Here is a 25,033-nt window from a genome sequence, read left to right as displayed (position 1 = left end):
TCACCGTCGTGGGTCCTGGCTCACGACCGGTGGTGAGCCAGGACCCACGACGATCAGCTGACCTGATCATCGACGTCCCCGAGGTCGCGCTCACAGCTTCGATCCCTCGCCGGCCTCCGCCGCGACCGGGTCGCGGCCGTTGACCCCGACCCGCCCGGACTCGACCCCGGCGCGCCGCCGGTAGCCCTCCACGAACTCGATGAGCTCCGGGCCGCGCGGACGCCGTCCCGGCCGGATGTCGGCGGTGCTGACCTTGTCCTCCTGGATGTGCGTGTTCGGGTCGAGCACGATCCCGAGCAGGTCGTTGGCCCCGTCGCCGGTCGAGATGCCGCTGTAGGACCAGTGGTAGGGCATCCCGATCTGGTGCACGACCTGGCCGTCCCGCAGCCGGATCGGCCGGATGCGCTCGGTGACCAGCACCTTCGCCTCGATCGCCGTCCGCGAGCTGACCAGCGTGGCGTACTCGCCGTTGGTCAGGCCGCGCAGCTCGGCGAGCTCCGGGCTGACCTCGACGAAGAACTCCGGCTGCAGCTCGGACAGGTAGGGCAGCGTGCGGCTCATCCCACCGGCGGTGTGGTGCTCGGTCAGCCGGTAGGTGGTCACCTGGAACGGGAAGACCTCGCTGCGCGGCGGGTTCTCCCGGTTCCACGGTCCCTCGATGTGCTCCAGCGTCGGGTTCGCCTGCTGCTTGTACAGGGCGTTCTCGACGACGGACTCGGCCGGCTCGTAGTGCGTCGGCAGCGGGCCGTCGACCAGCCCCGCGGGCGCGAACAACCACGCCTTGCCGTCGCCCTGCATGACGAACGGGTCGGTCCCGGCGATCGCGTCCTGCGCCCTGGCCCCCTCCGGCGGCACGTAGTCCGGCCGCTTGGTCGCCTCGAAGTCCGGGTTGTCGACACCCGTCCAGCGACCGGCCTCCTCGTCCCACCAGACGTAGGCCTTGCGCTCGCTCCACGGCTTGCCGTCGGGGTCGGCCGAGGCGCGGTTGTAGAGGATCCGCCGGTTGTACGGCCAGGCCCAGCCCCACTCGGAGGCCACCGACCCCTGCTCGCGGCCGGGCCGGCGGCGGGCGGACTGGTTGACCTCGTCGGCGTAGACGCCGGAGTAGATCCAGCAGCCGCACGTCGTCGAGCCGTCGTCCTTGAGCTCCAGGTAGCCCGACACCGCACGCCCGTCCGGGCCGGTGCCGTTGATCTCCCGCAGGACGGCCTCGGCGCTCGGTTCCACCTCGGGACCGTGCGTCGGGTAGTCCCAGGTGAGGTCGAGCAGCGGGCGGTCCCGGGGGTCGGTGGAGTCGGCCAACCGCTCACGCAGGATGCGACCGAGGTGGAAGTAGAACCACAGGTCGCTCCGGGCGTCGTTCGGCGGCTCGACCGCCTTGTGCCGCCACTGCAGCAGCCGCTGCGTCTGGGTGAAGGTCCCCTCCTTCTCCGCGTGCGTCGCCGCGGGCATGAAGAAGACCTCGGTGCCGATCGTGTCCGGGGACAGCTCCCCCGTCTCGATTTCGGGGGACTCCTTCCAGAACGTCGCCGACTCGATCATCTGCAGGTCGCGGACGACCAGCCAGTCGAGGTTGGCCAGCCCGAAGCGGTTCATGCGCCCGTTGGGGTGCCCGACCGTCGGGTTCTCGCCGACCAGGAAGTAGCCGGAGACCTTGCCCTGGATCATGTCGGCGATCGTCCGGTAGGAGCTGTGGTCGCCGTCGATCTTCGGGAGGTAGTCGAACGCGAAGTCGTTCTCCGGCGTCGCGGCGTCGCCCCACCAGGCCTTGAGCAGGCTGACCATGTAGGCGCGCTTGTTGCCCCAGAAGCCGGCCTTGCCGGCCGCGTCGGCGCAGTACTCCTCCAGGCTCCCGTGCTGCAGCGCGTGCGGCATCGGCAGGTAGCCGGGGAGGATGTTGAACAGCGTCGGGACGTCGGTCGAGCCCTGGATGCTCGCGTGCCCGCGCAGCGCCAGGATCCCGCCGCCGGGACGGCCGATGTTGCCCAGCAGCGTCTGCAGGATCGAGCAGGTGCGGATGTACTGCGCGCCGACGCTGTGCTGCGTCCAGCCCACCGAGTACACCCACGCCGTCGTCCGGTCGCGGCCGCTGTTCTCGGTCACCCAGCGGGCGACCTGCAGGAACACCTCCGGCTCGATGCCGCAGACCTCGGCCACCATCTCCGGGGTGTAGCGGGCGAAGTGCCGCTTGAGGACCTGGAACACCGAGCGCGGGTGCTGCAGCGTCTCGTCGCGCTTGGGCTTCGACGCGATCGGCGGCCCGCCGCTGCCGGCCGCCTGCGCGCGGTCGGCCTTCTTGACGTCGGAGTGCTGCTCGATCGCCTTCTGCTCCGCGGCCTCGGCCGGGTGGTCCGAGCCCGAGTGCGGCGGCTCCTCCGGCTCGTACTGCCAGCTGGCCTCGTCGTACTGGTTGCGCTCGGGATCGAAGCCGGAGAACAGGCCGTCGAGGTCCTCGGAGTCGACGAAGTCCTCGCTCACCAGCGCCGCGGCGTTGGTGTAGGCGACGACGTACTCCTTGAAGTACAGCTCGTTGTCGAGCACGTACTTGATCAGGCCGCCGAGGAACGCGATGTCCGTGCCGACCCGCAGCGGCACGTGCAGGTCGGCGATCGCGCTGGTGCGCGTGAACCGCGGGTCGATGTGCACGACCTTCGCGCCGCGCGCCTTGGCCTCGCCCACCCACTGGAAACCCACCGGGTGGCACTCGGCCATGTTCGAACCCTCGATGACGATGCAGTCGGAGTTCGCGAGGTCTTCCTGAAAGTTCGTGGCACCGCCACGACCGAACGAGGCACCCAGACCGGGCACCGTCGCGGAGTGCTATATGCGCGCCTGGTTCTCGATCTGGATCGCGCCCATGGCGCTGTAGAGCTTCTTCATGAGGTAGTTCTCCTCGTTGTCGAGGGTCGCCCCTCCGAGGCTCGCTATCCCCATGGTGCGGTTGACGCGCTTGCCGTCGTTATCGTCCTGCCAGCCCTTGCGGCGGGCCTCGAGGACGCGGTCGGCGATCATGTGCATCGCCGTGTCGAGGTCGAGGTCCTCCCACTCCGTCCCGAACGGACGGCGGTACTTCACCGTCGTCACGCGGGTCGGGCTGGTGACCAGCTGCTTGCTGGCGCTGCCCTTGGGGCACAGCCGGCCGCGGCTGATCGGCGAGTCCGGGTCGCCCTCGATCTGGACGATCTGCTCGTCCTTGACGTAGATCCGCTGGCCGCACCCCACCGCGCAGTACGGGCACACGCTCTGCACGACGCGGTCGGCGGTGGCCGTGCGGCTCACCACGTTCTCCGTCGCCTTGCTGCGTGCGGCCGCCCCGCGTCCGAGGGGGTCCGGCCCGGTCAGCTGCCGGAACACCGGCCACGCGTCGAGCCAGGTCTTCACGTGCGCAACTCTGCCACTCCTGCGCCCACTCGGCGCTCCGGGACCCGCGGTCGTCGACGACAACCGGCCGTTGCCGTTCCGCCGTCCGGCCTGCGGTGATCCGCTCGTCCCCCTGCCGCTCCTCTGCTGTCTCCCCCTCCCCCTCCTGCTGCCTCCCCCTCCGCCGTGATCACGGGGTTGTCGCAGGCTCCGTCGGCGTGCCATCGCGCGCCCCGGCAACAACCCCGTGATCAACGCCGGAGCAGGCGTCGCGGGTGGGGGCGATCGACGGTGACGCCCACGCGTCAGGGGCGCCAGCCGCGGCTGAGCAGCGCCCGCCGCGTGCGGTCCACGACGACGACCGGACTGCCCAGGTGCCGGCCGGCGAAGCGCAGGACCAGCCACCCGTCAGCCGCCATCAGCGAGTAGCGGTCGACGTCCCGCGCGAACTGGTCGGGGTCGGCGTGCTGGCGCCCCTCGTACTCCAGCGCGACCTTCCACTCCGGGTAGCGCAGGTCGGCGTGCGCCACCTCGCGCCCCCCACCGGTCGCGCACCGGCACCTGCAGCTGCGGGTCGGACAGGTCGCTGGTCGCCGGCCAGTAGCGGACGAGGTCTCCGGTCGCGACGCCGCCCGCCCGTCCAGCCGCGGGGCGCACGCACGGGCACGGACGACGCCCCGCACGCGGTCGGCCCGCTCGAGGCGCCGGGCCAACGACGCGGCGTCCATCTCGCCGGAGCGCACGAACGCGTCACCGACCGCCACCAGCTCCGCGGCCGGCAACCGGGCGGCGAGGTCGAGGAACGTCTGCGGGCCCGACGTCAGCGGCAGCCCGCCGACCACGACGACGTCGTCCTCGCTGAGGAGCCGCTCGTGGACGGTCAGCCCCGACCGCCTGGGCAGCTGCCGCCGCGAGGGGACGACGACGTGCTCGCGGTGGGGGGCGGAGGAGGCGGAAGAGGAGGCGGTGGACGGGAGGCGGAGGCGTGGAGGGGAGGGGAGGCACTCCCCTCACGGGTCCAACCGGTGCCGGATCGTCGGAGGGGCGGTCGATACTGGACCGGTGGGCGGCCTGCAGCTGCACTTCCTCGGCCACTCGACGGTGCGCGTCGAGTCGGCCGGGCACACGGTGCTGACCGATCCCCTGCTCACCGGGCGCGTCGGGCCGCTGCGCCGCGTGGTGCCGGCCCCCGCGCCGGAGACGTACGCCGACGTCGACCTCGTGCTCATCAGCCACCTGCACGGCGACCACCTGCACCTGCCCTCGCTGCGGCTGCTCGGCCCGGACGTGCGGGTCGTCGTCCCCCGAGGTGCCGGGGCGTGGCTGCGGGCGCGGGGCTTCCGGCACGTGGTCGAGGTGCTGCCCGGTGAGACGATCCCCCACGGCGCGCTGCGGGTCACCGCCGTCCCGGCCGAGCACGCCGGGCACCGCTGGGGTCCGCGGCTGACGCACGGTCCGGACACCCCCGCGGTCGGCCACCTGGTCGACGGCGGTGGACACCGCCTGTACGTCGCGGGCGACACCGACCTGACCGATGCGATGACCCTGCTCGGTGAGCGCGGGGTCGACGTCGCGCTGCTGCCGGTGTGGGGGTGGGGTCTCACCCTCGGCCCCGGCCACCTCGACCCGGCAGGCGCGGCCGAGGCGGTGGCGCGGCTGCGGCCGCGGGTCGCCGTCCCCGTGCACTGGGGCACCCTCGCGCTGTCCGGCACCACGCACCTGCCGAGGATGCGCCGGCTGCTGACCGACCCGCCCCGCGACTTCGCCGCCGCGGTCGCCGCCCGCGGCCCGGACACCGCCGTGGTCGTCGCCGAGCCGGGCTGCCCGGTGCCGCTGCCGGCCCCCGTCGGGACGACGTCGTGAGCGCGCTCGCGGCCGGCTGGACCGACGGCTCGATCGGCTACCCCGTCCTCTTCGGCGGCGTGCTGCTGGGCTCGGTGGTGCCCGTCGTCCCCACCGGTGCGGTGGTCGGCGCGGGCGCGGCCTTCGCCGTGACCGCCCACGAGCTCAACCTCGTGCTCGTCGTGCTGGTGGCCACGCTCGGTGCCTGGGCCGGCGACCTGGTCACCTTCGCGATCTGCCGGTTCGGCGGGCCCGCGGCGGTCCGCTGGGTCGCCCGCGGCCAGCACGCCGAGCGCATCGAGGAGGTCCGCGAGCAGTTCCGCCGGCACGGCTGGCAGATCGTCGTCGTCGGCCGGCTGCTGCCCGCAGGCCGCATCCCGGTGCTGCTGGCCGCCGGCGCGCTGGCCTACCCGTGGCGGCGGCTGCTGCCGGCGTCGCTGCTCGCCGCGTTCCTCTGGGCGGTCGCCTACGCCGCCCTCGGCGTGGTCAGCGGCGGCATCTTCGACTCGCCGCTGATCGCCGTCCTGCTGGCCACCGTGCTGGTGCTCCTCGTGGGTGCGGTGCTCAACGCGGTCGGCTCGCACCGCCGGCGCACCCCCGACCCCGAGCCCGACCCCTCGACCTGCGGCCCGGCATGACCGCACCCTCCGGGCGGGTCCTGCAGCGGGGCCGCACGCCGGCGCGCGTCGTCCTCACCTGGGCGGCCAGTACCGCCGCGCTCGTCGTCCTGGACCGCTGGCTCGGCGCGTTCACCATGCCGTCGTGGTGGCAGCCGCCGCTGATCGCGCTGCTGCTCGGCCTGCTCACCGGCGTCGTGTGGCCGCTGGTCATGCGGGTCGCCCTGCCGCTGGTCTTCTTCACCCTCGGCCTGGGCAGCTTCCTGCTGCTGGGCGCCGCGGTGCTCGGCCTGTCCTTCCTCGTGCCCGGCGTCGTCATCGCCGACCTGCGCACCGCGGTCGTCGTGGGCGTCGCCATGGCCGGGGTGTCGGGGCTGGTCAGCAGCGTGCTCGCCCTGGACGAGGACGAGCTGTTCTTCCGCCGCGCGCGCCGCCGGGCCCGGGGGACGGCGGAGGGCGAACCGTGCCCGCCCGGCGTGCTGTTCCTGCAGATCGACGCGCTCTCGTACGACACCGCCCGCCGCGCCGTCCGCGACGGCTCGATGCCGAACCTGGCCGCCTGGCTGCGCTCGGGCAGCCACGTGCTGACCACCTGGCACACCGACTGGAGCTCGCAGACCGGCGCCTCGGTCTGCGGCATCCTGCACGGCTCCAACGCCGACATCCCGGGTTTCCGCTGGTACGACAAGGACCGCGACCGGATCGTCCGGGTCTCGTCGCCGACCGACGCCGCCGAGATCGAGCGGGCGCACTCCGACGGCCGCGGGCTGCTCTCCGGCGGCGGGGCCAGCCACGGCAACCTGTTCACGGGGGACGCCGAGCACGTCAGCCTCACGATGAGCTCGCTGGCGCACGTCGTCCCCGCGACCAGCCGGCGGGCGCGGCAGCGGCGGCAGCGCGCCGGCACCGGCTACTACGCCTACTTCGCCGACCCGGGCAACGCGCTGCGCACCCTCGCGGGCTCCCTCGTCGACGTGTACCGCGAGCTCGTCGCCGCCGCCCGCGAGCGCCGGGACGACGTCCGGCCACGGGTGTCGCGCGGCGGCGTCTACCCGCTGGCCCGCCCGGGGACGACGGTCATCTCCCGCGACGTCGTGGTCTTCGCGCTGCTGGAGGACATGCTCGCCGGCCGGCCGGTCGCCTACGCGGACTTCCTCGGCTACGATGAGGCCGCCCACCACGGCGGACTGGAGCGGGCCGACAGCCTGGCCGTGCTGCGCAGCATCGACCAGCAGATCGGCCGGCTGCACCGCGCCGCCCAGCTCGCGCCGCGCGAGTACCACCTGGTCTGCCTCTCCGACCACGGCCAGACGCAGGGTGAGTCCTTCGCCACCCGGTTCGGCGAGACCGTCGAGCAGCTGGTCGGCCGGCTCTGCGGCGGGCGCGGCGAGCTGCCGGCCGGGCACCTCACCGGCCCGCGGGACAGCCGGCGGCTCACCGAGGGCTGGCAGGTCGGCGCGGCGCTGGCCGAGGGCGGCGGGCCGATCGCCCGCCGGCTGCGCGAGCGGGTGGAGCGTGCCGAGGGCGTGCCGCACGCGCACGAGCTGCCCACCGACCGCGAGGGCCGGGTGCCGCGGGTGGCACCGGGGGTGGTCGTCGCCGTCTCCGGCCACACCGCGATGGTGTCCTTCGCCGACATCCCCGGCCGGGTGTCGCTGGAGGAGATCGAGCGGCACTGGCCGGCGCTGCTGCCCGGCCTGGTCGACCACGACGGCGTCGGGTTCCTGCTCGTGCACTCCGAGGAGCACGGCCCGGTGGTGCTCGGCCGCGACGGGCTGCACCGCCTGGCGACGGGCGAGGTGGTCGGCGAGGACCCGCTGCTCCCCTACGGCCCGCACGCCGCCGGCCTGGTGGCCCGCGGCTCGACGTTCCCGCACTGCCCGGACGTCGTCGTCAACAGCCGCTACGACCCGGCCACCGACGAGGCCTCGGCGTTTGAGCCGCACGTCGGCTCGCACGGCGGGCTCGGCGGCCCGCAGCAGCACGCCTTCCTGCTGCACCCGCGCTCGTTCCGGGCGCCGGGTGAGGTCGTCGGCGCCGAGGCGCTGCACCGGGTCCTGCGCGGTTGGCTCACCGATCTGGGCCACCCCGAACCGACCGGGGACGGCGCCGTCGGAGCACTCAGCGCGACGGCGCCGCGCTCCTCCGACGTCCCGGTGTGACCGGCCGCCGCACGGGCGGTGACGTCCGCGTGAACTCCGTCGCGCCTCGTGGCGCCGCGGTGACCACCTCACCGAGAGTGGGCTGATGCGACCCGACGCGCGCGCCTGGTTCGAGTCCCGCACCAGCTCGGCCCCCTGCCTCGACGCGCTCGACCTCGACGCGCTGCTGCGTGCCAAGCGCCGCGGGCAGCACCGGGTCAGCGTCGTCCTCCCCGCCCGGGACGAGGAGGCGACCGTCGGCGGACTCGTCGCCGACCTGCACGAGCAGTGGGTCCAGCGGGTGCCGCTGGTCGACGAGCTGCTCGTCGTCGACTCCGACTCGACCGATGCCACCGCCGCGGTGGCCCGCGCGGCCGGGGTCGACGTCGTCGCCGCGGCGGACGTGCTGCCGGGGCACGGCAGCCGCCCGGGCAAGGGCGAGGCGCTGTGGAAGGGGCTGGCCGCGACCACCGGCGACCTCGTCGTCTTCCTCGACGCCGACCTGCTCGGCGACGTCCGGCACTTCGTGCCCGGCCTGCTCGGGCCGCTGCTCGCCGACCCGCAGGTCGAGTACGTCAAGGGCTGCTACACCCGCCCCCTCGACGTGGCCGGCGCCAGTGTCCCGGCCGGCGGCGGGCGGGTCACCGAGCTGACCGCGCGGCCGCTGCTCAACGCGCTGTGGCCGGAGCTGGCCGGGTTCGTGCAGCCGCTGGGCGGTGAGTACGCCGGACGGCGGTCGGCGCTGGAGCGGGTGCCGTTCGTGTCGGGTTACGGCGTGGAGGTCGGGCTGCTGATCGACCTGCTGCAGCTCGTCGGGCTGGGCGGGCTGGCGCAGGTGGACCTCGGCGTGCGCCGGCACATCTCGCAGGGGCAGGAGGCGCTGGGCCGGATGGCGGGGCAGGTCGTGTCGACGGTGCTCGCCCGGGCCGGGCGGGGGCAGGCCGGCGGGCTGCTCACCCAGTTCCGGCACGACGGCGCCGGGTTCGTGCCGCACAGCACGGCGGTGGCGGTCGACGAGCGGCCGCCGCTGGCGACGGTGGCCGAGTACCGGGCGCTGCTGGGCGACGTCGTCGTCGGCTGACGCCCGCTCCACCACCCCCGGACGCTCACCCGCCGGCCACCCTGCGGAGCAGCGGGTGAGCGTCCGGAGCAGGTGCACCCGCGGACCGGAGACCGGACGCGGACGGCGTCCCGGAACTGCCGTTTCTGCTGCATCCTGTCGCCCGACGGGGACCCCGTGCCGACATCGAGGTCGGCACCCGGCCTGGAGGAGACGCGTGCGCCCTGACGTCCGACGCTGGCTCCATCACCGCACCTACACCGCCGACACGTGGCAGGCAGCCGACCTCGTCACCGCCAAGGGGGCCCGCGGCGCCACCGTGAGCGTCGTGCTCCCGGCCCTCGACGAGGAACGCACCGTCGGCAGCATCGTGGCGACGATCCGCCAGGAGCTCGTCGAGCGCTGCCCCCTGGTCGACGAGGTGGTCGTCGTCGACAGCGGCTCCAGCGACCGGACGGCGGAGATCGCGTCGGCGGCCGGCGCCCGCGTCGTCTCCGTCGACACGGTGCTCCCCCGGCACGGCAGCCGGCCGGGCAAGGGCGAGGCACTGTGGAAGGGGCTGGCCGCGACCAGCGGCGACCTGCTGGTCTTCGTCGACTCCGACCTCATCGCCTTCGACCCGCAGTTCGTCGTCGGCCTGCTCGGCCCGCTGCTCACCGACCCCACGGTCGGCTACGTCAAGGCCCTCTACGACCGGCCGTTGACCACCACCGACGGCATCGTCCCCTCGGGCGGCGGCCGGGTCACCGAGCTCGTCGCCCGGCCGCTGCTCAACGCCTTCTGGCCCGAGCTGGCCGGCTTCGTCCAGCCGCTGTCCGGGGAGTACGCCGGCCGCCGCGAGCTGCTCGAGCAGGTGCCGTTCGTCTCCGGCTACGGCGTCGAGCTCGGCCTGCTCGTCGACCTGGTGGCCCTCGCCGGCCTGGACGCGCTGGCCCAGGTCGACGTCGGCACGCGGCAGCACACCCACCAGGCCGATGCGGCCCTCGGCCGGATGGCCGGGCAGATCCTGCAGACCGCGCTGGCCCGCCGGCCCGACACGGGCCGGCCCGAGCGCGAGCTGCTGCAGTTCCTGCGCACCGCCGACGGCCTCGAGGGCGTCAGCTGGGACGTCGGGGTGGTGGAGCGCCCGCCGATGCGATCGGTCCGCGCCGCCGACGCCCGACCGTGGGGCCGGACGTGAAGATCCTGATGGACGCCGGCCCGTGGCTGCCGGTGCCGCCGCCCGGCTACGGCGGCCTGGAGAACGTCGTCGCCACGCTGACCGCCGAGCTGCGCACCCGGGGGCACACCGTCGTCCTGGCCTCGGTCGGCGACTCGACGCTGCCGGTCGACGAGCTGGTCAGCGCCTTCCCCAGCGGCCGGTTCGAGCAGCTCGGCGGGCCGTACCCGCAGGTGGTCGGCACCGCGCACGCGCACGAGCAGGTGGTGCTGGCGACCCTCGCCGAGCACGCGCTGGCCGGTGAGCCCTTCGACCTCGTGCACAGCCACGTGGAGGTGGTCGGCCCGGCGCTGCTCGCCGGCCTGGGGGACGCCGCCCCGCCGACGCTGGCCACGCTGCACTGGGACACCGGCCGCAACGCCGACTTCTGGGCCTCCTTCGACGGCGGGGGCCGGGTCTGGTTCGCCGGCGTCTCCGACACCCAGGTGGCGCAGGCGCCGGCCGCGTTGCGCGAGCAGGTGGTCGGCGTCGTCCCGCTGTCGGTACCGGTCGACGGCCCACCCCCCGTGCCGCGGACCGACCGCTCCGACTCCGTCCTGGTGCTGGCCCGGCTGTGCGAGCCCAAGGGCATCGACACCGCACTGCGCGCCTGTCGGGCGGCCGGGGTCCCCCTGGTGCTCGCCGGCCCGGTCGGCGGGCTGCCCGACCGCGAGGCACTGGAGAGGGCGCTCGCCACCCCCGGTCACCCGGCCCGCTCGCACCCCGACGTGACGTGGTTCCTCCGGCACGTCGACCCGCACCTCGACGGCGGAGCGGCGCGCTGGATCGGCAGCGTCGGCGGTGCGGCCAAGGAGGACCTGCTGCGCACCTCCCGCGCGGTGCTGTTCCCGATCCGCTGGGAGGAGCCCGGCGGCACCGCCGTCTGCGAGGCCCTGGCCGCCGGGACGCCGGTGGTCGCCATGGCCCGCGGCTGCCTGCCCTCCCTGGTGGACGACGGCCGCACCGGCTTCCTCGCCACCGACGAGGCGGGGTTCACCGCAGCGCTGGGGCGGCTCGACGAGATCGACCCGGAGACCTGCGCCGCCGAGGCCCGCCGCCGCTTCGCGCCGGCCGTGATGGCCGACGGCTACGAGCGGCTCTACGCCACGACGCTGGACCGCGCGCGGGCCTCCACCCGGTCCCGCGGCCGGCTCCTGTCCCGCGGCCGGCAACGTGCGCTGCGCTGAGTCAGGGCCGGACGGCCTCCCCGGTGCGGGCCGACTCGGCGACCGCCACCGCGACCCGGTGGGTGCGCAGCGCCTCGGCGTAGTCGACCAGCCCCGAGGCCGGCGCGCCGCCGGCCAGCACGTCGACGAACGCCCGGTCGACCGCGGTGCGCCCGTCGACCCGGGGCTCGCTGCGGTGCGCGCCGTCGGCGGTGGTGACGGTCAGCGAGGTCTCGGTGAGCTCGACGGCCGCGCCGTCGCACACCACGTCGAGGCCCGCGGCCAGCTTGCCCGGCAGCGAGCAGGCGGCGGTCACCGTGCCGACGGCACCGGACTCGAACGCGAGCAGCGCGGCGGTCGCGTCGTCGACGTCGCGCCCCTCCGCGGTGGACGGCGCGGCCGCGGCGCGGACCTCGGCCACCTCACCGGCCAGGAGGCGGGCCAGGTCCAGCACGTGGGTGAGCTGCTCGACCACCTGCCCGCCGGAGTGCTCCCGCCGCGACCACCAGGCCGGCGGCGGCACCTTGTCCCACCAGGTCGCGCAGACCAGCCGGGGCCGGTGGGCGGCGCAGACGGCGCGGGCGGCGGCGACCGTGTCCAGGTGCCGCCAGTGGTAGCCGGTCGCGGTGGGCAGCCCGGCCCCGGCCACGGCGCGCGCCACCTCCTCGGCGACGGCGACCCCGGTGGCCAGCGGCTTCTCCACGAAGAAGGGGACGCCCGCACCGACGGCGGCCAGCTCCAGCTCGCCGTGGGCGAAGGGCGGCACGCACAGCCAGACGCCGTCCAGCCGCTGGGCGAGCAGCCGGTCGACGTCCTCGACGACCGGCACGCCCAGCGCGCCGGCGAGCGCACCGGCGGCGCCGGGGACGGCGTCGGTCACGCCGACCAGCTCCACGCCGGGGAGGCCGGCCAGCGTCCGCGCGTGGCGGGCACCGACACCCCCGGCTCCGACGAGTCCGACGCGGACGGGGGTGCCGGTGCTCGGTGCGCCCATGGCGGGGTCCTGCCCCTCCCGCCGAGCGCGCAACCGCAGGTCGGCCGCGCGACCGGCGTGCGCGCCCGTGCGACGCGCCGACCCGGGACACCGTGGGAGCATGGTGTCGTCCGCACCGGCCCGCCGGCCGCGCGGTCCCGGGCCGCGGACGACGACGCGTCGGTCCGCCGGCACACCCCCGTGGCCGACGTCCCGCCGCCCTCCAGGTGGTCGATCCACCGATCCGGGTGGAAGCGGAGGAAGGAGCCGTGCTGGCCGAGCGGTCCGAGCGCACAATGGCCCGGTGGGGGGGAGCACACCGAGGCATGTACGAAGCGGAGTTAATCTGGCACCGTGAGTGACGTCATGGACCGGCGCGCCCGGAAGAAGGCGCAGACCCGGACACTGATCCGGGAGACCGCGCAGCGGCTGTTCGCCGAGCGCGGCTTCGAGGCGGTCACCATCGCGGACATCGCCGCCGCGGCGGACGTCGCCGTCCAGACCGTCTTCAACCACTTCCCGACGAAGGAGGACCTCTTCTTCGACGGGCACACGCCGTGGGTGGACGGCGCGGCCGAGGCGGTGCGGTCCCGTCCGGTGGGCACCGCCCCCCTCGACGCCCTGCACGCCTACCTCGTCGACCGGGTCGCCCTGCACGTCCGGCAGCTCACGACCTCCGAGGGCCGGCTGTTCGACGCCACGCTGGAGGCCTCACCCGCACTGCGTGCCCGCGAACGCGAGCTGCACCACGAGGCGACCGCCCGGCTCGGCGACGCGCTCTACGAGGTCTGGACGACCGAGGGCGGCGCCCCTGCGGTCCCGGAGGACGTCCACACGGCCGCCTCGGTGACCGCCGCGGTCTGGCTGGCCGCCGTCCGCACGCTCATCGTCCAGCACCGTCAGCTGCTCACGGGCCCGGCGGCCGCCCTGCTCGGTGACACCGAGCAGGGCGTCACCCGGGCCTGCTCGATCGCCGACCAGGTGTTCAGCGGGCTGGGCACGGCGATGTCCCCACCGGCGAGCAAGGGGCTGCGGCCCACCGGCTGACCTCAGACGGGAGCCCGCTCCTCGTCGGGGGCCACCACCGGCAGCAGCACGTCGTCCAGCACGTGCTGCACCTCCTCGCGGCTCATGGGGCCGTGGGCGGAGGTGAAGCGCTGCCACCAGAACGCCTCGATCACCGAGGACAGCAGCGCCAGCCGCGCGGCGGGGACCTCCTGCCCCCGCTCGGCCTCCCGGGCGCCGATGATCTGCACGGCCGCGGCGAGCGGGCGGACCAGCGCGGCCTCCAGACCGGCGCGCAGGTCCTCCTCGTGACGGGCCGCGCCCACCAGGCTGGCCGCCGCCCTCTCCTCGCGGTCCAGGGGCCGACGCCACCGGTCGACGAGCGCGGCGAGGTCGTCGCGGAGCGAGCCCTGGTCCGGCGGCACCCGGACGAGCGTGAAGCGCCCCACCGCCGAGCGCGCCATGGCGGCCATGGTGGGCCAGCGCCGGTAGATGCCGGCCTTGCCGGCATGGGCGCGCGCAGCGACGCGGTCGCTGTTGAGCTTGCCCCAGCCCTCGTCGGCCAGGATGTCGACCGCGACGGAGAGCAGCTGCTCGGACAGTTCGGCGCTCAGCGGGCGCCCCGGGGTGCCGCTCACGCCGGGACCAGGGGGATCCGGTTCACGGGGTCATGGTGGCGCGCAATTGGAACCGCCACAACGAGGACACCGGAGAGTTCCGGACTTTTTCGGCGGCGCACGTTCCGGAAAGGACCCGGGTCCCCGACCCCGTCGCCCCTGCGCGTCAGGCGCCCGCGGCGCTCTCGACCCGGACCTGCAGGCCAGCCCCGTCGTCCACCAGGCGACCTCCGTCCGCCGCCTCCGTGACCACGCCGTCCCACCGCTGCGCCCAGTCGCCGCCGCCCGCCTGCGGCTCAGCCGTCGCCCGCAGCGCCGCGACCTCCAGCACGCCGGTCTGCGCGTCCTCCAGCCGGCCGAGGCCGGCGTCCCGCAGCGCCTGGTCGGCCTCCTCGTCGGTCACCGCGCCGAGGGCCAGGTACACCCCGGTCAGGTCGTCGACGTCGACCACCCGCACCTCGGGCCGCTCGTCGGCGCCGCCCACCACCTCGACGATCATGCTGTCCTCCTTCGTACGGTCAGGCTCCTGGGGATGGCCCCGTCCAGAGGCTCGTCCCGAGTGTGCGAGGGATGAGGGGGACGGGGTCCTCCCGCTACACGTGCCAGGGGAAACGGCTGAAGTCCGGGTCCCGCTTCTCGAGGAACGCGTCCCGCCCCTCGACGGCCTCCTCGGCCATGTAGGCCAGCCGCGTCGTCTCGCCGGCGAACAGCTGCTGGCCGACCAGCCCGTCGTCGATGAGGTTGAACGAGTACTTCAGCATCCGCTGCGCGGTCGGGCTCTTGGCGACGACCCGCCGCCCCCAGTCCAGCGCGGTCCGCTCCAGCTCGGCGTGCGGGACGACGCGGTTGACCATGCCCATGCGGTGCGCGTCCTCGGCGGAGTACTCGTCGCCGAGGAAGAAGATCTCGCGGGCGTACTTCTGGCCGACCTGCCGGGCGAGGTAGGCCGAGCCGAAGCCGCCGTCGAAGCTGCCGACGTCGGCGTCGGTCTGCTTGAACCGGGCGTGCTCGGCGCTGGCCAGCGTCAGGTCCGAGACGACGTGCAGGCTGTGCCCGCCACCGGCCGCCCACCCTGGGACGACGCAGATGACGACCTTGGGCATGAAGCGGATCAGCCGCTGCGCCTCGAGGACGTGCAGCCGGCCGCTCGAGCGGCCCTTGTCGTGCTCGTAGCCGTACCTGCCGCGGACGCGCTGGTCGCCGCCGGAGCAGAACGCCCAGCCGCCGTCCCTGGGGCTCGGCCCGTTGCCGGTGAGGAGCACGCAGCCCACGTCGGTGGACAGCCGGGCGTGCTCGAGCGCGGCGATCAGCTCGTCGACGGTCTGCGGACGGAACGCGTTGCGGACCTCGGGCCGGTCGAAGGCGATGCGCACGACCCCGGCGTCCACGGCCCGGTGGTAGGTGATGTCGGCGAGGTCGAGGCCCTCGACCGGCCGCCACGCCGCGCTGTCGAAGATCTCGGAGACGTCGTCGCGCGCGGTCATGGACCGAACCTAGCCCCGGGCCCGGCCGGTCACGGCAGGAGGCCGCCGACCACCCGTCCCGCGCCCTCGGTCACCCCACCGACGACGCCACCGAGGCCGCCCTCCACTCCCTCGACCGTCTCGCACGGGGAGGGCGGCCGAGGTGGCGGCGCGGGGGTGGACGGCGGCGGCTGAGGTGCCGGGGCACCACCGGCCGACCCACCACCTGTCGAGCTGCCGCCCGTCGAGCTCCCGCCCGATCCCCTGCCGGAGTCCCCGCTCGCGCCAGCCGCCGGCCGGCCGGCCGCGGTGCCGCCGCTCCCCTGCCGGGACGTCGTCCCCCCGGCGGACGGGGTCCCGCCGGTGCCCGAGCCCGCTGCCGCGGCACCGCTGCCGGGCGGGACGGCGGCCGGGCGGTCGCCCACGGGGGCGGTCCCGCCCGGCACCGCCGGGTCGGCCGCCCCGGGGAGGCCGGGTGCCGGATCGCCCACCGTCGGTGCGCCGCCGGGGGCGGCCTCGACCGGGCTCGGCGTCGCGGCGGGGGCCGGGGGCTGCGGCGTCCTCCGGGTCGGCGAGCCGATGCCCTCGTCGGGGTCGCCGGGCCGGAGGGTCGGGCCGGCGGAGGCGTCGCGGTCGCTGCCCCCGCTCGTCGGGGTGGGGGCGACGGCGATCATCACCAGGGCCGCGGCGGCGAGGCAGCCGGCGAGGAGGAACAGCGCCAGGGGCACCCGGGAGAGCACCCCGTCCGGGAGCAGGCCGGCCCGGGTCCGCCGCGGGCGGTCGGTGCCGGCGGCGAGGTGGCGCGGGCGGGAGGACACCGGCCGGCTCCCTCAGGGTCGAGGACGGGGCGAGCACAGGGTAAGTGGCCCTGTACGCAGCGGCACCTCGGCGGGAACGGCACCGGCTCCGCCCCCCTGCCGCGGGTAGCGTCGCCGGGGTGTCCGGGGAGCCCGCCGTGCGAGTCGGCACCGTGAACGTGGCCTCGGGCCGCAGTCCGGGCGGCCCGGTCCTCGACGCCGCGGGCCTGGAGAAGGCGGTCGCCGGCCTGGACGTCGACGTGCTCGCCGTGCAGGAGGTCGACGCCGGGCAGCCCCGCTCCCAGCGCGTCGACCAGGCCGCCGCCCTGGCCGCCGGGCTCGGCGCGGCGGACTGGCGGGCCGCGGCCACGGTGGCCGGCACCCCGGACCCCTTCCGCAGCTGGGCCCCGGCCGGTCCGGTGCTGCGTGGCCCGCACACCCCGGCGGACGGCCCGCTCTACGGGATCGCGCTGCTCAGCCGGCTGCCGGTGCTCGAGTGGTCGGTGCTGGACCTGGGCTCCGGCCGGGCTCGGCTGCCCGTGCAGGGCCCCGACCCGCGCACCGGTCGGGTGCGCTGGTGGTGGTTCCCCGACGAGCCGCGGGCCGCCGTGGCCGCCCGGCTGGGCTCGCTGACCGTCGTCGCCACGCACCTGTCGTTCGCCCCGCACACCGCCGTGCGCCAGCTGCTGCGGCTGCGCCGGTGGATCGCCGGGCTGCCCGGCCCGGTGGTGCTGGCCGGCGACCTCAACCTGCCCGGCGCGCTGCCGGCCCGGCTGCTGCGGGCGGCCCCGCTCGTGCGCGCGCCGAGCTACCCGGCGTCCGCTCCCCGGGCCCAGCTGGACCACCTGCTGGCCGTCGGGGACGGGCTGCGCGGGAGCGACGGCGCGACCACCGTGCTGCCGGTCGGCGACCACCGCGCGCTCACCGCGACGGTGACCCCGGCCTGACCGGAGACCGCCGGGGCTCAGGCCGAGAGCAGGTCGTGCAGGCGGTGCAGCGACGCCTCGAAGCCCGGGTGCAGCGGCACCGACGCCAGGTCGCCGAGCGCGATCCAGGCCACGCCGTCGCTCTCGCCGTCCAGCGCCAGGTCGCGCGGCTCGATGTCGCGCAGCGGGCGGGCCAGCACGGTCGTGTACGACCAGCCGCCGTGGTCGTCGACCGAGGACGGACCGAGCTCCAGGTCCGCCGGCAGCAGCCCCAGCTCCTCCTGCACCTCCCGGAGGGCGCCGTGCTCCGGGGACTCCCCGGCGTGCAGCGCGCCGCCGGGCGTCCCCCACGTGCCGCCGTGGTGCGACCAGAGGGCCCGGTGCTGCAGGAGCAGCTCCGGGCCGTCGACGCCGGCGCGGTGCACGAGCAGCCCCGCCGCACCGACCCGGCCCCAGTGCCGGTGGTCGAGCGCGCAGGTCACCCAGCCGTCGGTCGGAGAGAACACGCTCCCAGTGAACCCCGTCCGGGGTGCCGGCGCCGCCGTGACAGGCTCGGCGTCGTGCGCGTCGCCGTCTTCACCGGGTCCCAGAGCGGGCCGCCGTCCCACCGGTCCGCCGTCGCCGAGTTCGCCGCCGGGCTCGCCCGCGCGGGCGTCGGCATCGTCTACGGCGGCGGGCGCGCTGGGCTGATGGGTGTGGTCGCCGACGCCGCCCTGGCCGCCGGCGGCGACGTCGTCGGCGTCATCCCCCAGCACCTGGTGGACGACGAGCTGGCGCACCCCGGGCTGCCGCAGCTGGAGGTGGTCGCCTCCATGCACGAGCGCAAGGCGCGGATGGCCGGGCTCGCCGACGCCTTCGTCGCGCTGCCCGGCGCGGCCGGCACCCTCGAGGAGCTGTTCGAGGCCTGGACCTGGGGGATGCTCGGCCTGCACGCCAAGCCGGCCGTCCTGGTGGACGTCGACGGGTTCTGGCAGCCGCTGCTGGCCCAGCTGCGCCGCATGGTGGACGACGGCTACCTCGACGGCCGCCGGCTGGACGCGCTGGGCGTGGTCACCGGCGTGGCGGAGCTGCTGGCCTTCGTCGAGCGCTACGAGCACCCGGCCCGCAAGTGGGCACCGACCCCGCCGTGACCGGGTCGGCCCCCGCGGGGGGCCGTAGCGTCGGGCCGGTGGAGCGCTGGGACGTCGTCGTCGTGGGCGGCGGCCCGGCCGGGTCGGCCGCGGCGCTGGCCGCCCGGCGCAGCGGTGCCTCGGTGCTGGTGCTCGACCGCGCCGACTTCCCCCGCGACAAGGTGTGCGGCGACGGCGTGGCCCCCGAGGCGCTCGACGTCCTGGCCGGCCTGGGCGTCGACCCGGCCGCGGTGACCGCCGGGTACCCGCCGGTCCCCCGGCTCTCGCTGCGCTCGCCGGGCGGGGCGGTCGTCGAGCGCGACACGCACCGGCCGTCGTCCGTCGTCCCCCGGGAGGTGTTCGACGCCCGGCTGCTGGCGGCGGCACGGGCAGCCGGGGCGGAGTTCCGCCGGTCCGCCGTGCGCACCCTGGCGGCCGACGCGGACGGCGTCACGGTCGACGGCACCGTGCGGGCGGGCGTGCTCGTCGGGGCGGACGGCGCGGAGTCCGTCGTCCGCCGGGCGCTCGGGCTGGGGTCCCACCGCCCGGACCGGCTGGCCGTGGCCATCCGCGGCTACGCGCCCGCGCTGCCCGGCCAGGGCGCCACCCAGGTGCTGGTGACCACCGAGCAGCGGTGGCCGGCCTACGCCTGGTCCTTCCCGCTCGGCGACGGGCGGGCCAACGTCGGCTACGGCGAGCTGGTGTCCGGTGGCGCCACCCGCGCGGCGCTGGTCGAGGGGCTGCACCGGCTGCTGCCGGGCGTGGCACCGGAGGGACTGCGCGCGCACCGGCTGCCGCTGTCCACCGGCCGGCCGCGGCTGCCCGACGGCCGGGTGCTGCTGGCCGGCGACGCCGCGTCGCTGGTCAACCCGCTGACCGGGGAGGGCATCTTCTACGCCGTCCTCTCCGGCGCGCTGGCGGGTGCGGCGTGGTCCGCGGGGGCCGGCGCGGGCGCCCGGTACCGGGAGGCGCTGCGGCGGCGGCTCGGCGCGCACCTGCGCGCCACCCGGCTCGCCTCCGAGCTCTCCCGCTGGCCGCGGCTGGTGGACGCCGCGGTCCGCGCGGCCGGCGCCGACCAGCGGGTCTTCGACGACGTGGTGGCCCTCGGCCTGTCCGAGGGGCGGCTCACGGGGCGGACCGTTGGCGCGGCAGCCCGTCGGCTGGTCCGGGGACGGGACTGACGGCGACCTCGACGCGGTCGCGGCCGGCCCGCTTGGCCTGGTACAGCGCCGCGTCGGCGGCGGCGTAGAGCTCTCGCACGGAGGCGGCGTGCAGCGGCGCGTGGGCGACCCCCACGCTGATCGACAGCGGCAGCGCGTCGCCGTCGGCGCGCGGCAACGGCGAGGCCCGCACCGTCTCGACCAGCTCCCGGGCGCGCCGGGCCGCGGTCCCGGCGGTGCAGCCGGGCAGCAGCAGCGCCAGCTCATCACCCCCGAGGCGGCCGACCACGGCGTCCCCGGCGCGCACCTGACGCCGGACCAGGCCGGAGAGGTGGACCAGCGCGTCGTCCCCCACGGGGTGGCCGTGCGCGTCGTTGATCAGCTTGAACGAGTCGACGTCCAGCAGCACCAGCGCCGTCCCGGTGCCCGTCGGGTCCCGCTCGAGGGCTCCGCTCAGGGCGTCGTCCAGCACCCGCCGGGTGACCAGTCCGGTGAGCGGGTCGACGTCGGCCTGCTGCTGCAGCGCCGCGACCAGGCGGTCCTGCGTCGAGGCGGTCCGGACCAGGATCACGGACGCCACGACGAGCACGGTCCCGATGACGAGCTGGTCGTGCATCGCCGGCTCGACGGGCTGGAGCAGCAGCTGGGTGACGCCGTTGCCCACCACGGCCGCCCCCGTCACCAGGGCGACAGCGGCCCAGCGCAGGTGCGACGCCGCCCAGAGCACCGGGAAGGCGAGGAACGCCTGACCGCCGGCGGAGGGGTCGACGGTCAGCACGTTGAGCACGCAGGTCAACAGCACGCCGCCCACGCCGATGAGGGGGAAGGCGCCCCTGCGGTCCAGCCGCTCGGCCGGGACGAGGACGCACAGCACGATCGTCGCGGCGAGCGCGGCGACCCCCGCCCAGGAGGCGGCCCGCGTCGCGCTGCTGACCGAGTTGGGCCCGAACGTCGTGAGCAGCGCCAGGACGACGGTGGAGACGCCCATGATCAGGACGATCGAGTGCGCCGAGGCGCGTGGCTCCCGCGCACGCAGCGAGTCGGCGAAACCCATGCCCCCTCCATCGTCGTCCCGGCGGTGCGGCTCCAGCGGGCCTCCCCCGCGCGGGTGACGCGAGCGGCAGCGGACTCCCACGTCAGGCCCAGGGAACTGTCAGACCGTGCGCGCAGGATAGCCATCAGTCACCACGAGGAGGACGGCGATGACGACGGCACCCGCACCGAGCCGGGTCGACACCGGCACGGTCCACCTCGACGACCGGCTGCTCGCCGGCGGCCTGGCCGACGTCCGCTGGGCGCTGCTCGGAACGCTGCACGCCGGGGCCCGCTCGCTGGTGGTCGACCTCTCCCGGGTGCAGCACCTGCCGGACGCCGTCGTCGCCGTCCTGGTGTCGGCGCACCGCATCTGCCGGGCCCGCGGTGGCGCGGTGGTGCTGCGCGGCGCCGACCCCCGCACCGAGGAGCTGCTGCGCCGCACCGGCCTGTGGCGGGTCCTGGCCGCCGGACCCGCACTGGCGGTCGCGTGATCGGGGTGCTGAGCGAGGTCGTCGACCGGCGGGCAGGACTGATCACGGTGAGCGGCCACCTGACCTCGAGCGGCGCGGACCTGGTGCGGGGCACGGCCGACCGGCTCCGCGACGCCGGCCACGCCCGCGTGGTGCTCGACCTCCGCGGCGTGGGCGCAGTCGACGTCGACGGTCGGGCGGTCCTCCGCGAGCTGCACCGCGCGTTCCGCGTGGACGGCGGCGAGCTGCTCATCCGCAGCTGACCCGGAGCGGAGGGCGTGGGATTCGAACCCACGATGGGTGTCACCCCATAGCGGTTTTCAAGACCGCCGCCATCGGCCACTAGGCGAGCCCTCCTGGCGGGTCGAGGCTATCCCCTCGCTGGCAGCGCCCGAGCCCCGTCCACGCCGGACCGCGGTCAGTCGCCCTGATCCGCCGGCTCGTCCCGGGCGGCGTCCTGCTCGCGGCGGAAGCGGAGCGACTCGACCAGGACGTAGCCGAACAGGACGCTCCAGGCGGCGTAGAGGAACGCCTCACCCCAGGCGGCGTCGACGAGCTGCACCACCACCTGCACCAGGCTGTAGGCGAGCGCGCCGGCGGCCAGCACCTGCACGCCGCGGTTGCCGAACCAGGGCGGGCGGAACGGGGTGGCAGCCACGGCGCCACGCTAGCCGGACGTGCGCGGTCGGGACGGCGACCGCTCCGTGTCGACCATGGGGTCGTTGCCACGTGCCGCGCCCGGTCGCGGCGTGTCCGCCTGCACCAGCCCCATGGTCAACGGCGGCAGGCGGCAGGCGGCAGGCGGACGCACCGACGCAGGGCGGCCCCCCGGCGAGCGCCGGGGGGCCGCCTGCGGTGCTGCGGGTCAGTTCACCCGCACCTGCATGAAGCCGTCCTGCGCGCTCGTGCTCACCACGGTGATCCGGGTGCCCGTCCTCGGGACGTCCACGCCGGTCCAGCCGTCGGCGTCGGGCTGCTCACCCGGTGCCACGTACCAGTCCTGCGTGTCGTCGAAGGTCGGCACGGCGGGCAGCCCGCCGTAGCTGCCGGCCACCCCGGTGTCCGGGTCGTGCAGCGTGATCCGGTCCGTCGGTTGCCGCCCGAAGGTCGAGTCGTGGGACTGGATCCGCGGCCGCCAGCTCTCGCCGTCGGTCCGGTCGGTGCCCTCGTCGTCCGTCGGCTCGTACAGCAGCCGGGTGTGCGCGTCGACCGGCAGGACCAGCCCGGCGCCCGGGTGGGCACCGACGTTGTTGTCGGCGTACTGGGTGTTCCAGTAGCTGATCAGCAGGCCGTCCTGGTAGGGCAGCCGCTCGGCCCAGTCCGGACGCGTCGGGTCGCCGAAGTTGTACGGGCCGGTGCGCAGGCCGGCGTCGTACCCGGTGTAGGTCCGGTTCTCGGCGATGTAGGCGTTGAAGAACGACTCGGTCGTCGTCCCCGTGGTGGTGGTGAACCCGTCGAGGGTCCAGTCCGTCACCGGGGTGCCGTCGATGGCGACGGCGTCCACCTGCAGACCCGGCTCGACGGTGGCGCCGTCGGTCCAGTACCGGAAGCCGACGAGCGCCCCGGCCGGGACGCCGGTCAGGTCGGCGCTGAGACCGACCCACTCCCCGCCGGAGCTGCCGGTGATGCCGAAGCCCGAGTTCTGGCCGTTGGGGTCGGTGGTCGTCGACAGGTTCGTCGGCAGCGAGGTGAAGGTGGCGCCGCCGTCGGTCGAGTAGACGGCGTAGGCGTAGTCCCAGTCCTGCTCGATCTGGTACCTGACCTGGGCGGTCAGCGTCGTCGCGCCGGCGGCCAGGGGGGTCAGCATCGTGTTGTCCAGGTCGTTCCCCGAGCCCGAGTACCAGAAGTCCTCGCCCTCGAAGGGGTCGCCGATGTCCGTGGTGACCTCGCGGTCGGGCAGGACGACGACCAGCGCCTGCGTCTGCCTGGTGGTCGCGGCCGACGGGCCGAGCTTGGTGTTGGCCCGGGCGCCCGGCGCGACGACCTCGTACTCCAGCCAGCCCAGCTGCAGCTTCTCCCACGCGCCCATGTGGATGGGCCTGGTGCCGATCCCGTCGGCGGGTTCGCCGCTGTTGCCGTAGGAGCCGGAGGACATCAGCGTCCAGAAGCCGGTGCTGTTCTCGGCACCACCGCTGTTGCCGGACGTGTCGTACAGGTCGGGCAGGCCGAGGTCGTGGCCGAATTCGTGCGCGAACACACCGACGCCGCCGTTCTCCGGCTCGACGGTGTAGTCACCGATCCAGTACCTCGACCCGCCGACCCGCGTGCCGCCGAGCTTGTTCTCGGTGCCGTCGGCGAGGGTCGGGCCGCCGTCACCGACGCGGGTGGTCTGGTTGTACCAGCGGTGCGACCAGATGGCGTCCGCCCCGAGCGCGCCGCCGCCGACCTCCTCGCCCTCACCTGCGTGCACGGCCTGGAAGTGGTCGATGTAGCCGTCGGCCTCGTCGAAGTTCCCGTCGCCGTCGTGGTCGTAGCGGTCCCAGACGTCGAACTGCGACAGGTACCCGTCGATCTCCGCGGCCGACCTCCCGGCGTCGAGCTGCGTCTGGTACCAGGCGTTGACGGAGTCGTTGACGAAGGCCCAGGGCTTGCGGCCGTCCTCACCTCCGCCGTACTGGGCGCCGTTCCCGGGGACCCGCACCCAGTCCTCGACCTCGCCGGTCACCGTGTAGCGGCCGGAGGACAGCTCCTCGTAGAAGTTCGCGACCGAGTTGACCCCGGCCTCGGAGCTGTAGAGCAGCTGGTCGAAGTAGGGCTGCGAGAAGTCCGACGTCCAGATCGTGGTGTTGTCCACCGTCCGGTCCGGCTGCGGGATGCGGTTGTGCGGCAGGTCGCTGAACTCGCCGAGGACGGTCCAGATGGCGTCGCTGTCCTCCTGGGCCAGCTCCACGAACTGGCCCCTGGCGACCTCGACGACCTCGTTGTCCCCGCGCGGCGTGGCATCGCCCCGGAGGACCTCCTCGAGGGCCTGCTCCCGCAGCTCGCGCTGCTTGTCGCCGAGCGGGTGGGGCAGGTCGTGCGCTCGGGCAGGACCCGCGTCGGGATCCTGCGGTGGTGGTGCCGCGTTCGCGGTCGACGGGAGCGCCACGACCAGCGCGGCACCCACGACGAGGGGAAGAGCTCTCTTCTTCAAGGACCGTCTCCCGTTGTCGGACCCGGGTCGCCGACCACCGGTGGGGAACCACCGGGGTCACTCTGGGACAACCCGCGCTGACGTTAGGTGACTGGCGTCACATGTGTCCATGGTTCGTGATCGATTGATGACAGGCGGTACGGACCGGTCCGCCTCCCCTACCGTCCGTGGTGGTCCCGGGAGCGGCTACCCGGCGGGTTCCCCCGCACGGACGACGCACGCTCCGCCGAGCGGCTCCACCGCGAAGCCGCGCACCGAGAGCACCTCGGCCAGCGCCCGGTTCATCACCTGCTGCACCAGCGCGTCGGCAGCGGCGCCGTGCAGCTGGTCCAGGCTCATCCGGTCGTGCTGCCGCCAGCTCACGACGACGCCGTCGAGGGCCGCCTCGGGGGTCAGGCACACGCCACCGAGCTCGCCGTCGGCACCGGTGGGGTCGTAGAGGAACAGCCCCGCCTCGGCCAGCACCGCGACCACCCCGACGACGAGGCCGGGCAGCGGGTGCTCGTCGTCCATGTCGGCGTCCCAGCCCGCCGGCAGCCGGTCGACCTGTTCGCCGAGGAACGACCACCAGGCCCGGTCCTGCGGGGAGGAGCGGCGGCGCAGCAGGCCGTCGGCCCGGCGGACGCCGTACACGGGGTGGGCGTCGGCCGGGACGTCCTCGAGGTCGTCGAGGGCCCACACGGCCTCGTCGCGGTCCCCGAACGGACCGGCGACGACGAACCCGGGGCCGTCCTCCTCCTCGACGACCAGCCACCAGCCCTGGCGGACGACGCCGCCCAGGACCACCTCGCTGAACCGGGTGCCCACGATGCCCACCGGTCACCACCCTCCCCCGACAACGGGCCGCCACCGGGGAAGGGCGACGGTTCCCGTGCGCCGTCGACGATGCGGACGGCGGTGCGGAAACCATAGGTCTCGCAGCGCGTTTCCCCGGGACGCGCGCGACGTGCCCCGACGCCTG

Annotated in this window: 25 protein-coding genes and 1 tRNA gene; 12 read left to right on the top strand and 14 right to left on the bottom strand. The window is 75.3% G+C overall.

Annotated elements, in window-relative coordinates:
* Positions 1 to 90: 90 nt before the first annotated feature.
* The 3 genes from fdh to BLS21_RS21225 form a co-directional block, all read right to left on the bottom strand.
* Positions 91 to 2,808 (bottom strand): formate dehydrogenase, encoded by a 2,718-nt coding sequence (gene fdh, locus BLS21_RS21235; protein WP_091223199.1) that lies wholly within the window; start codon positions 2,806 to 2,808, stop codon positions 91 to 93.
* A 12-nt stretch (positions 2,809 to 2,820) separates the two neighbouring features.
* Positions 2,821 to 3,381, bottom strand: coding sequence for a dehydrogenase (locus BLS21_RS26530; RefSeq protein ID WP_091223197.1), 561 nt, complete (start codon positions 3,379 to 3,381; stop codon positions 2,821 to 2,823).
* A gap of 284 nt (positions 3,382 to 3,665) precedes the next feature.
* Positions 3,666 to 4,202, bottom strand: coding sequence for a PDDEXK family nuclease (locus BLS21_RS21225; RefSeq protein ID WP_175479687.1), 537 nt, complete (start codon positions 4,200 to 4,202; stop codon positions 3,666 to 3,668).
* 220 nt (positions 4,203 to 4,422) lie between these two features.
* Here BLS21_RS21225 and BLS21_RS21220 point away from each other — a divergent pair, with 220 nt between their 5' ends.
* The 6 genes from BLS21_RS21220 to BLS21_RS21195 all read left to right on the top strand — a co-directional run bounded on the left by BLS21_RS21220 (position 4,423) and on the right by BLS21_RS21195 (position 11,405).
* Complete coding sequence (locus BLS21_RS21220; protein WP_091223195.1) at positions 4,423 to 5,223, top strand: MBL fold metallo-hydrolase; 801 nt, start codon at positions 4,423 to 4,425, stop codon at positions 5,221 to 5,223.
* Complete coding sequence (locus BLS21_RS21215; RefSeq protein WP_091223193.1) at positions 5,220 to 5,840, top strand: DedA family protein; 621 nt, start codon at positions 5,220 to 5,222, stop codon at positions 5,838 to 5,840. The genes BLS21_RS21220 and BLS21_RS21215 overlap by 4 nt, the downstream gene beginning before the upstream one ends.
* Positions 5,837 to 7,981 carry a phage holin family protein gene (locus BLS21_RS21210; protein ID WP_091223191.1) on the top strand — a complete coding sequence of 715 codons (2,145 nt, stop codon included), beginning with the start codon at positions 5,837 to 5,839 and terminating at the stop codon, positions 7,979 to 7,981. Before BLS21_RS21215 ends, BLS21_RS21210 begins: the two co-directional genes overlap by 4 nt.
* Before the next feature lie 85 nt (positions 7,982 to 8,066).
* Positions 8,067 to 9,041, top strand: a complete 975-nt coding sequence (locus BLS21_RS21205; protein WP_091223189.1) for a glucosyl-3-phosphoglycerate synthase — start codon at positions 8,067 to 8,069, stop codon at positions 9,039 to 9,041.
* Positions 9,042 to 9,237: 196 nt separating this feature from the next.
* A complete protein-coding gene (locus tag BLS21_RS21200) occupies positions 9,238 to 10,200 on the top strand; it encodes a glucosyl-3-phosphoglycerate synthase (RefSeq protein ID WP_091223187.1) in 963 nt (320 codons plus the stop codon).
* Positions 10,197 to 11,405, top strand: a complete 1,209-nt coding sequence (locus tag BLS21_RS21195; protein ID WP_091223251.1) for a glycosyltransferase — start codon at positions 10,197 to 10,199, stop codon at positions 11,403 to 11,405. Before BLS21_RS21200 ends, BLS21_RS21195 begins: the two co-directional genes overlap by 4 nt.
* A gap of 1 nt (position 11,406) precedes the next feature.
* On the opposite strand, the gene BLS21_RS21190 is transcribed toward BLS21_RS21195, so the two are convergent.
* Positions 11,407 to 12,378 carry a Gfo/Idh/MocA family protein gene (locus BLS21_RS21190; RefSeq protein WP_091223185.1) on the bottom strand — a complete coding sequence of 324 codons (972 nt, stop codon included), beginning with the start codon at positions 12,376 to 12,378 and terminating at the stop codon, positions 11,407 to 11,409.
* Between the two features lie 333 nt (positions 12,379 to 12,711).
* Between BLS21_RS21190 and BLS21_RS21185 the strand changes: the two genes are divergently transcribed.
* Complete coding sequence (locus BLS21_RS21185; RefSeq protein WP_139177244.1) at positions 12,712 to 13,404, top strand: TetR/AcrR family transcriptional regulator; 693 nt, start codon at positions 12,712 to 12,714, stop codon at positions 13,402 to 13,404.
* 2 nt (positions 13,405 to 13,406) lie between these two features.
* On the opposite strand, the gene BLS21_RS21180 is transcribed toward BLS21_RS21185, so the two are convergent.
* The 4 genes from BLS21_RS21180 to BLS21_RS21165 form a co-directional block, all read right to left on the bottom strand.
* On the bottom strand, positions 13,407 to 14,000 hold the full coding sequence (locus BLS21_RS21180; RefSeq protein ID WP_091223181.1) for a TetR-like C-terminal domain-containing protein: 594 nt from the start codon (positions 13,998 to 14,000) through the stop codon (positions 13,407 to 13,409).
* A 145-nt stretch (positions 14,001 to 14,145) separates the two neighbouring features.
* A complete protein-coding gene (locus BLS21_RS21175; protein WP_091223179.1) occupies positions 14,146 to 14,478 on the bottom strand; it encodes a hypothetical protein in 333 nt (110 codons plus the stop codon).
* 94 nt (positions 14,479 to 14,572) lie between these two features.
* The gene (locus tag BLS21_RS21170) at positions 14,573 to 15,463 is read right to left on the bottom strand and encodes a 1,4-dihydroxy-2-naphthoyl-CoA synthase (protein WP_091223177.1); all 891 of its coding nucleotides are present in this window, start codon (positions 15,461 to 15,463) and stop codon (positions 14,573 to 14,575) included.
* A gap of 29 nt (positions 15,464 to 15,492) precedes the next feature.
* Entirely contained in the window at positions 15,493 to 16,260 is a 768-nt protein-coding gene (locus BLS21_RS21165) for a hypothetical protein (protein ID WP_091223175.1), read from the bottom strand.
* A 137-nt stretch (positions 16,261 to 16,397) separates the two neighbouring features.
* Between BLS21_RS21165 and BLS21_RS21160 the strand changes: the two genes are divergently transcribed.
* The gene (locus tag BLS21_RS21160) at positions 16,398 to 17,186 is read left to right on the top strand and encodes an endonuclease/exonuclease/phosphatase family protein (RefSeq protein WP_091223173.1); all 789 of its coding nucleotides are present in this window, start codon (positions 16,398 to 16,400) and stop codon (positions 17,184 to 17,186) included.
* A gap of 17 nt (positions 17,187 to 17,203) precedes the next feature.
* Here BLS21_RS21160 and BLS21_RS21155 read toward each other — a convergent pair whose 3' ends face one another.
* The gene (locus tag BLS21_RS21155) at positions 17,204 to 17,671 is read right to left on the bottom strand and encodes an NUDIX domain-containing protein (RefSeq protein ID WP_091223171.1); all 468 of its coding nucleotides are present in this window, start codon (positions 17,669 to 17,671) and stop codon (positions 17,204 to 17,206) included.
* 54 nt (positions 17,672 to 17,725) lie between these two features.
* Between BLS21_RS21155 and BLS21_RS21150 the strand changes: the two genes are divergently transcribed.
* Positions 17,726 to 18,295 carry an LOG family protein gene (locus tag BLS21_RS21150; RefSeq protein WP_091223169.1) on the top strand — a complete coding sequence of 190 codons (570 nt, stop codon included), beginning with the start codon at positions 17,726 to 17,728 and terminating at the stop codon, positions 18,293 to 18,295.
* Between the two features lie 38 nt (positions 18,296 to 18,333).
* Positions 18,334 to 19,455 (top strand): NAD(P)/FAD-dependent oxidoreductase, encoded by a 1,122-nt coding sequence (locus BLS21_RS21145; protein WP_091223249.1) that lies wholly within the window; start codon positions 18,334 to 18,336, stop codon positions 19,453 to 19,455.
* Here the strand turns inward: BLS21_RS21145 and BLS21_RS21140 are convergent.
* The gene (locus tag BLS21_RS21140; RefSeq protein WP_245700637.1) at positions 19,400 to 20,488 is read right to left on the bottom strand and encodes a GGDEF domain-containing protein; all 1,089 of its coding nucleotides are present in this window, start codon (positions 20,486 to 20,488) and stop codon (positions 19,400 to 19,402) included. The genes BLS21_RS21145 and BLS21_RS21140 overlap by 56 nt on opposite strands.
* 148 nt (positions 20,489 to 20,636) lie before the next feature.
* Between BLS21_RS21140 and BLS21_RS21135 the strand changes: the two genes are divergently transcribed.
* Complete coding sequence (locus BLS21_RS21135; RefSeq protein ID WP_091223167.1) at positions 20,637 to 20,960, top strand: STAS domain-containing protein; 324 nt, start codon at positions 20,637 to 20,639, stop codon at positions 20,958 to 20,960.
* Entirely contained in the window at positions 20,957 to 21,202 is a 246-nt protein-coding gene (locus BLS21_RS21130) for an STAS domain-containing protein (protein WP_091223165.1), read from the top strand. Before BLS21_RS21135 ends, BLS21_RS21130 begins: the two co-directional genes overlap by 4 nt.
* Positions 21,203 to 21,209: 7 nt before the next feature.
* On the opposite strand, the gene BLS21_RS21125 is transcribed toward BLS21_RS21130, so the two are convergent.
* From BLS21_RS21125 to BLS21_RS21110, 4 genes are all read right to left on the bottom strand, one after another.
* Positions 21,210 to 21,296: transfer RNA gene (locus tag BLS21_RS21125), tRNA-Ser, on the bottom strand.
* 61 nt (positions 21,297 to 21,357) lie between these two features.
* Positions 21,358 to 21,597, bottom strand: coding sequence for a hypothetical protein (locus BLS21_RS21120; protein ID WP_091223163.1), 240 nt, complete (start codon positions 21,595 to 21,597; stop codon positions 21,358 to 21,360).
* Between the two features lie 207 nt (positions 21,598 to 21,804).
* A complete protein-coding gene (locus BLS21_RS21115; RefSeq protein ID WP_091223161.1) occupies positions 21,805 to 24,072 on the bottom strand; it encodes an immune inhibitor A domain-containing protein in 2,268 nt (755 codons plus the stop codon).
* A gap of 186 nt (positions 24,073 to 24,258) precedes the next feature.
* Positions 24,259 to 24,888 carry a hypothetical protein gene (locus tag BLS21_RS21110; protein WP_091223159.1) on the bottom strand — a complete coding sequence of 210 codons (630 nt, stop codon included), beginning with the start codon at positions 24,886 to 24,888 and terminating at the stop codon, positions 24,259 to 24,261.
* Positions 24,889 to 25,033 lie beyond the last annotated feature (145 nt).

The sequence above is a fragment of the Geodermatophilus siccatus genome (assembly GCF_900103785.1).
GTDB lineage: Bacteria > Actinomycetota > Actinomycetes > Mycobacteriales > Geodermatophilaceae > Geodermatophilus > Geodermatophilus siccatus.
The sequence above is the reverse complement of the archived record's forward strand: the minus strand, read 5'-3'. Positions and strand labels throughout refer to the sequence as shown.

Excerpts from the sequence above, each read along its gene's own strand:
- BLS21_RS21170 (WP_091223177.1), bottom strand. The coding sequence starts at position 15,463 with ATGACCGCGCGCGACGACGTCTCCGAGATCTTCGACAGCGCGGCGTGG.
- BLS21_RS21140 (WP_245700637.1), bottom strand. The coding sequence starts at position 20,488 with ATGGGTTTCGCCGACTCGCTGCGTGCGCGGGAGCCACGCGCCTCGGCG.
- BLS21_RS21135 (WP_091223167.1), top strand. The coding sequence starts at position 20,637 with ATGACGACGGCACCCGCACCGAGCCGGGTCGACACCGGCACGGTCCAC.
- BLS21_RS21175 (WP_091223179.1), bottom strand. The coding sequence starts at position 14,478 with ATGATCGTCGAGGTGGTGGGCGGCGCCGACGAGCGGCCCGAGGTGCGG.
- BLS21_RS21205 (WP_091223189.1), top strand. The coding sequence starts at position 8,067 with ATGCGACCCGACGCGCGCGCCTGGTTCGAGTCCCGCACCAGCTCGGCC.
- BLS21_RS21210 (WP_091223191.1), top strand. The coding sequence starts at position 5,837 with ATGACCGCACCCTCCGGGCGGGTCCTGCAGCGGGGCCGCACGCCGGCG.
- BLS21_RS21190 (WP_091223185.1), bottom strand. The coding sequence starts at position 12,378 with ATGGGCGCACCGAGCACCGGCACCCCCGTCCGCGTCGGACTCGTCGGA.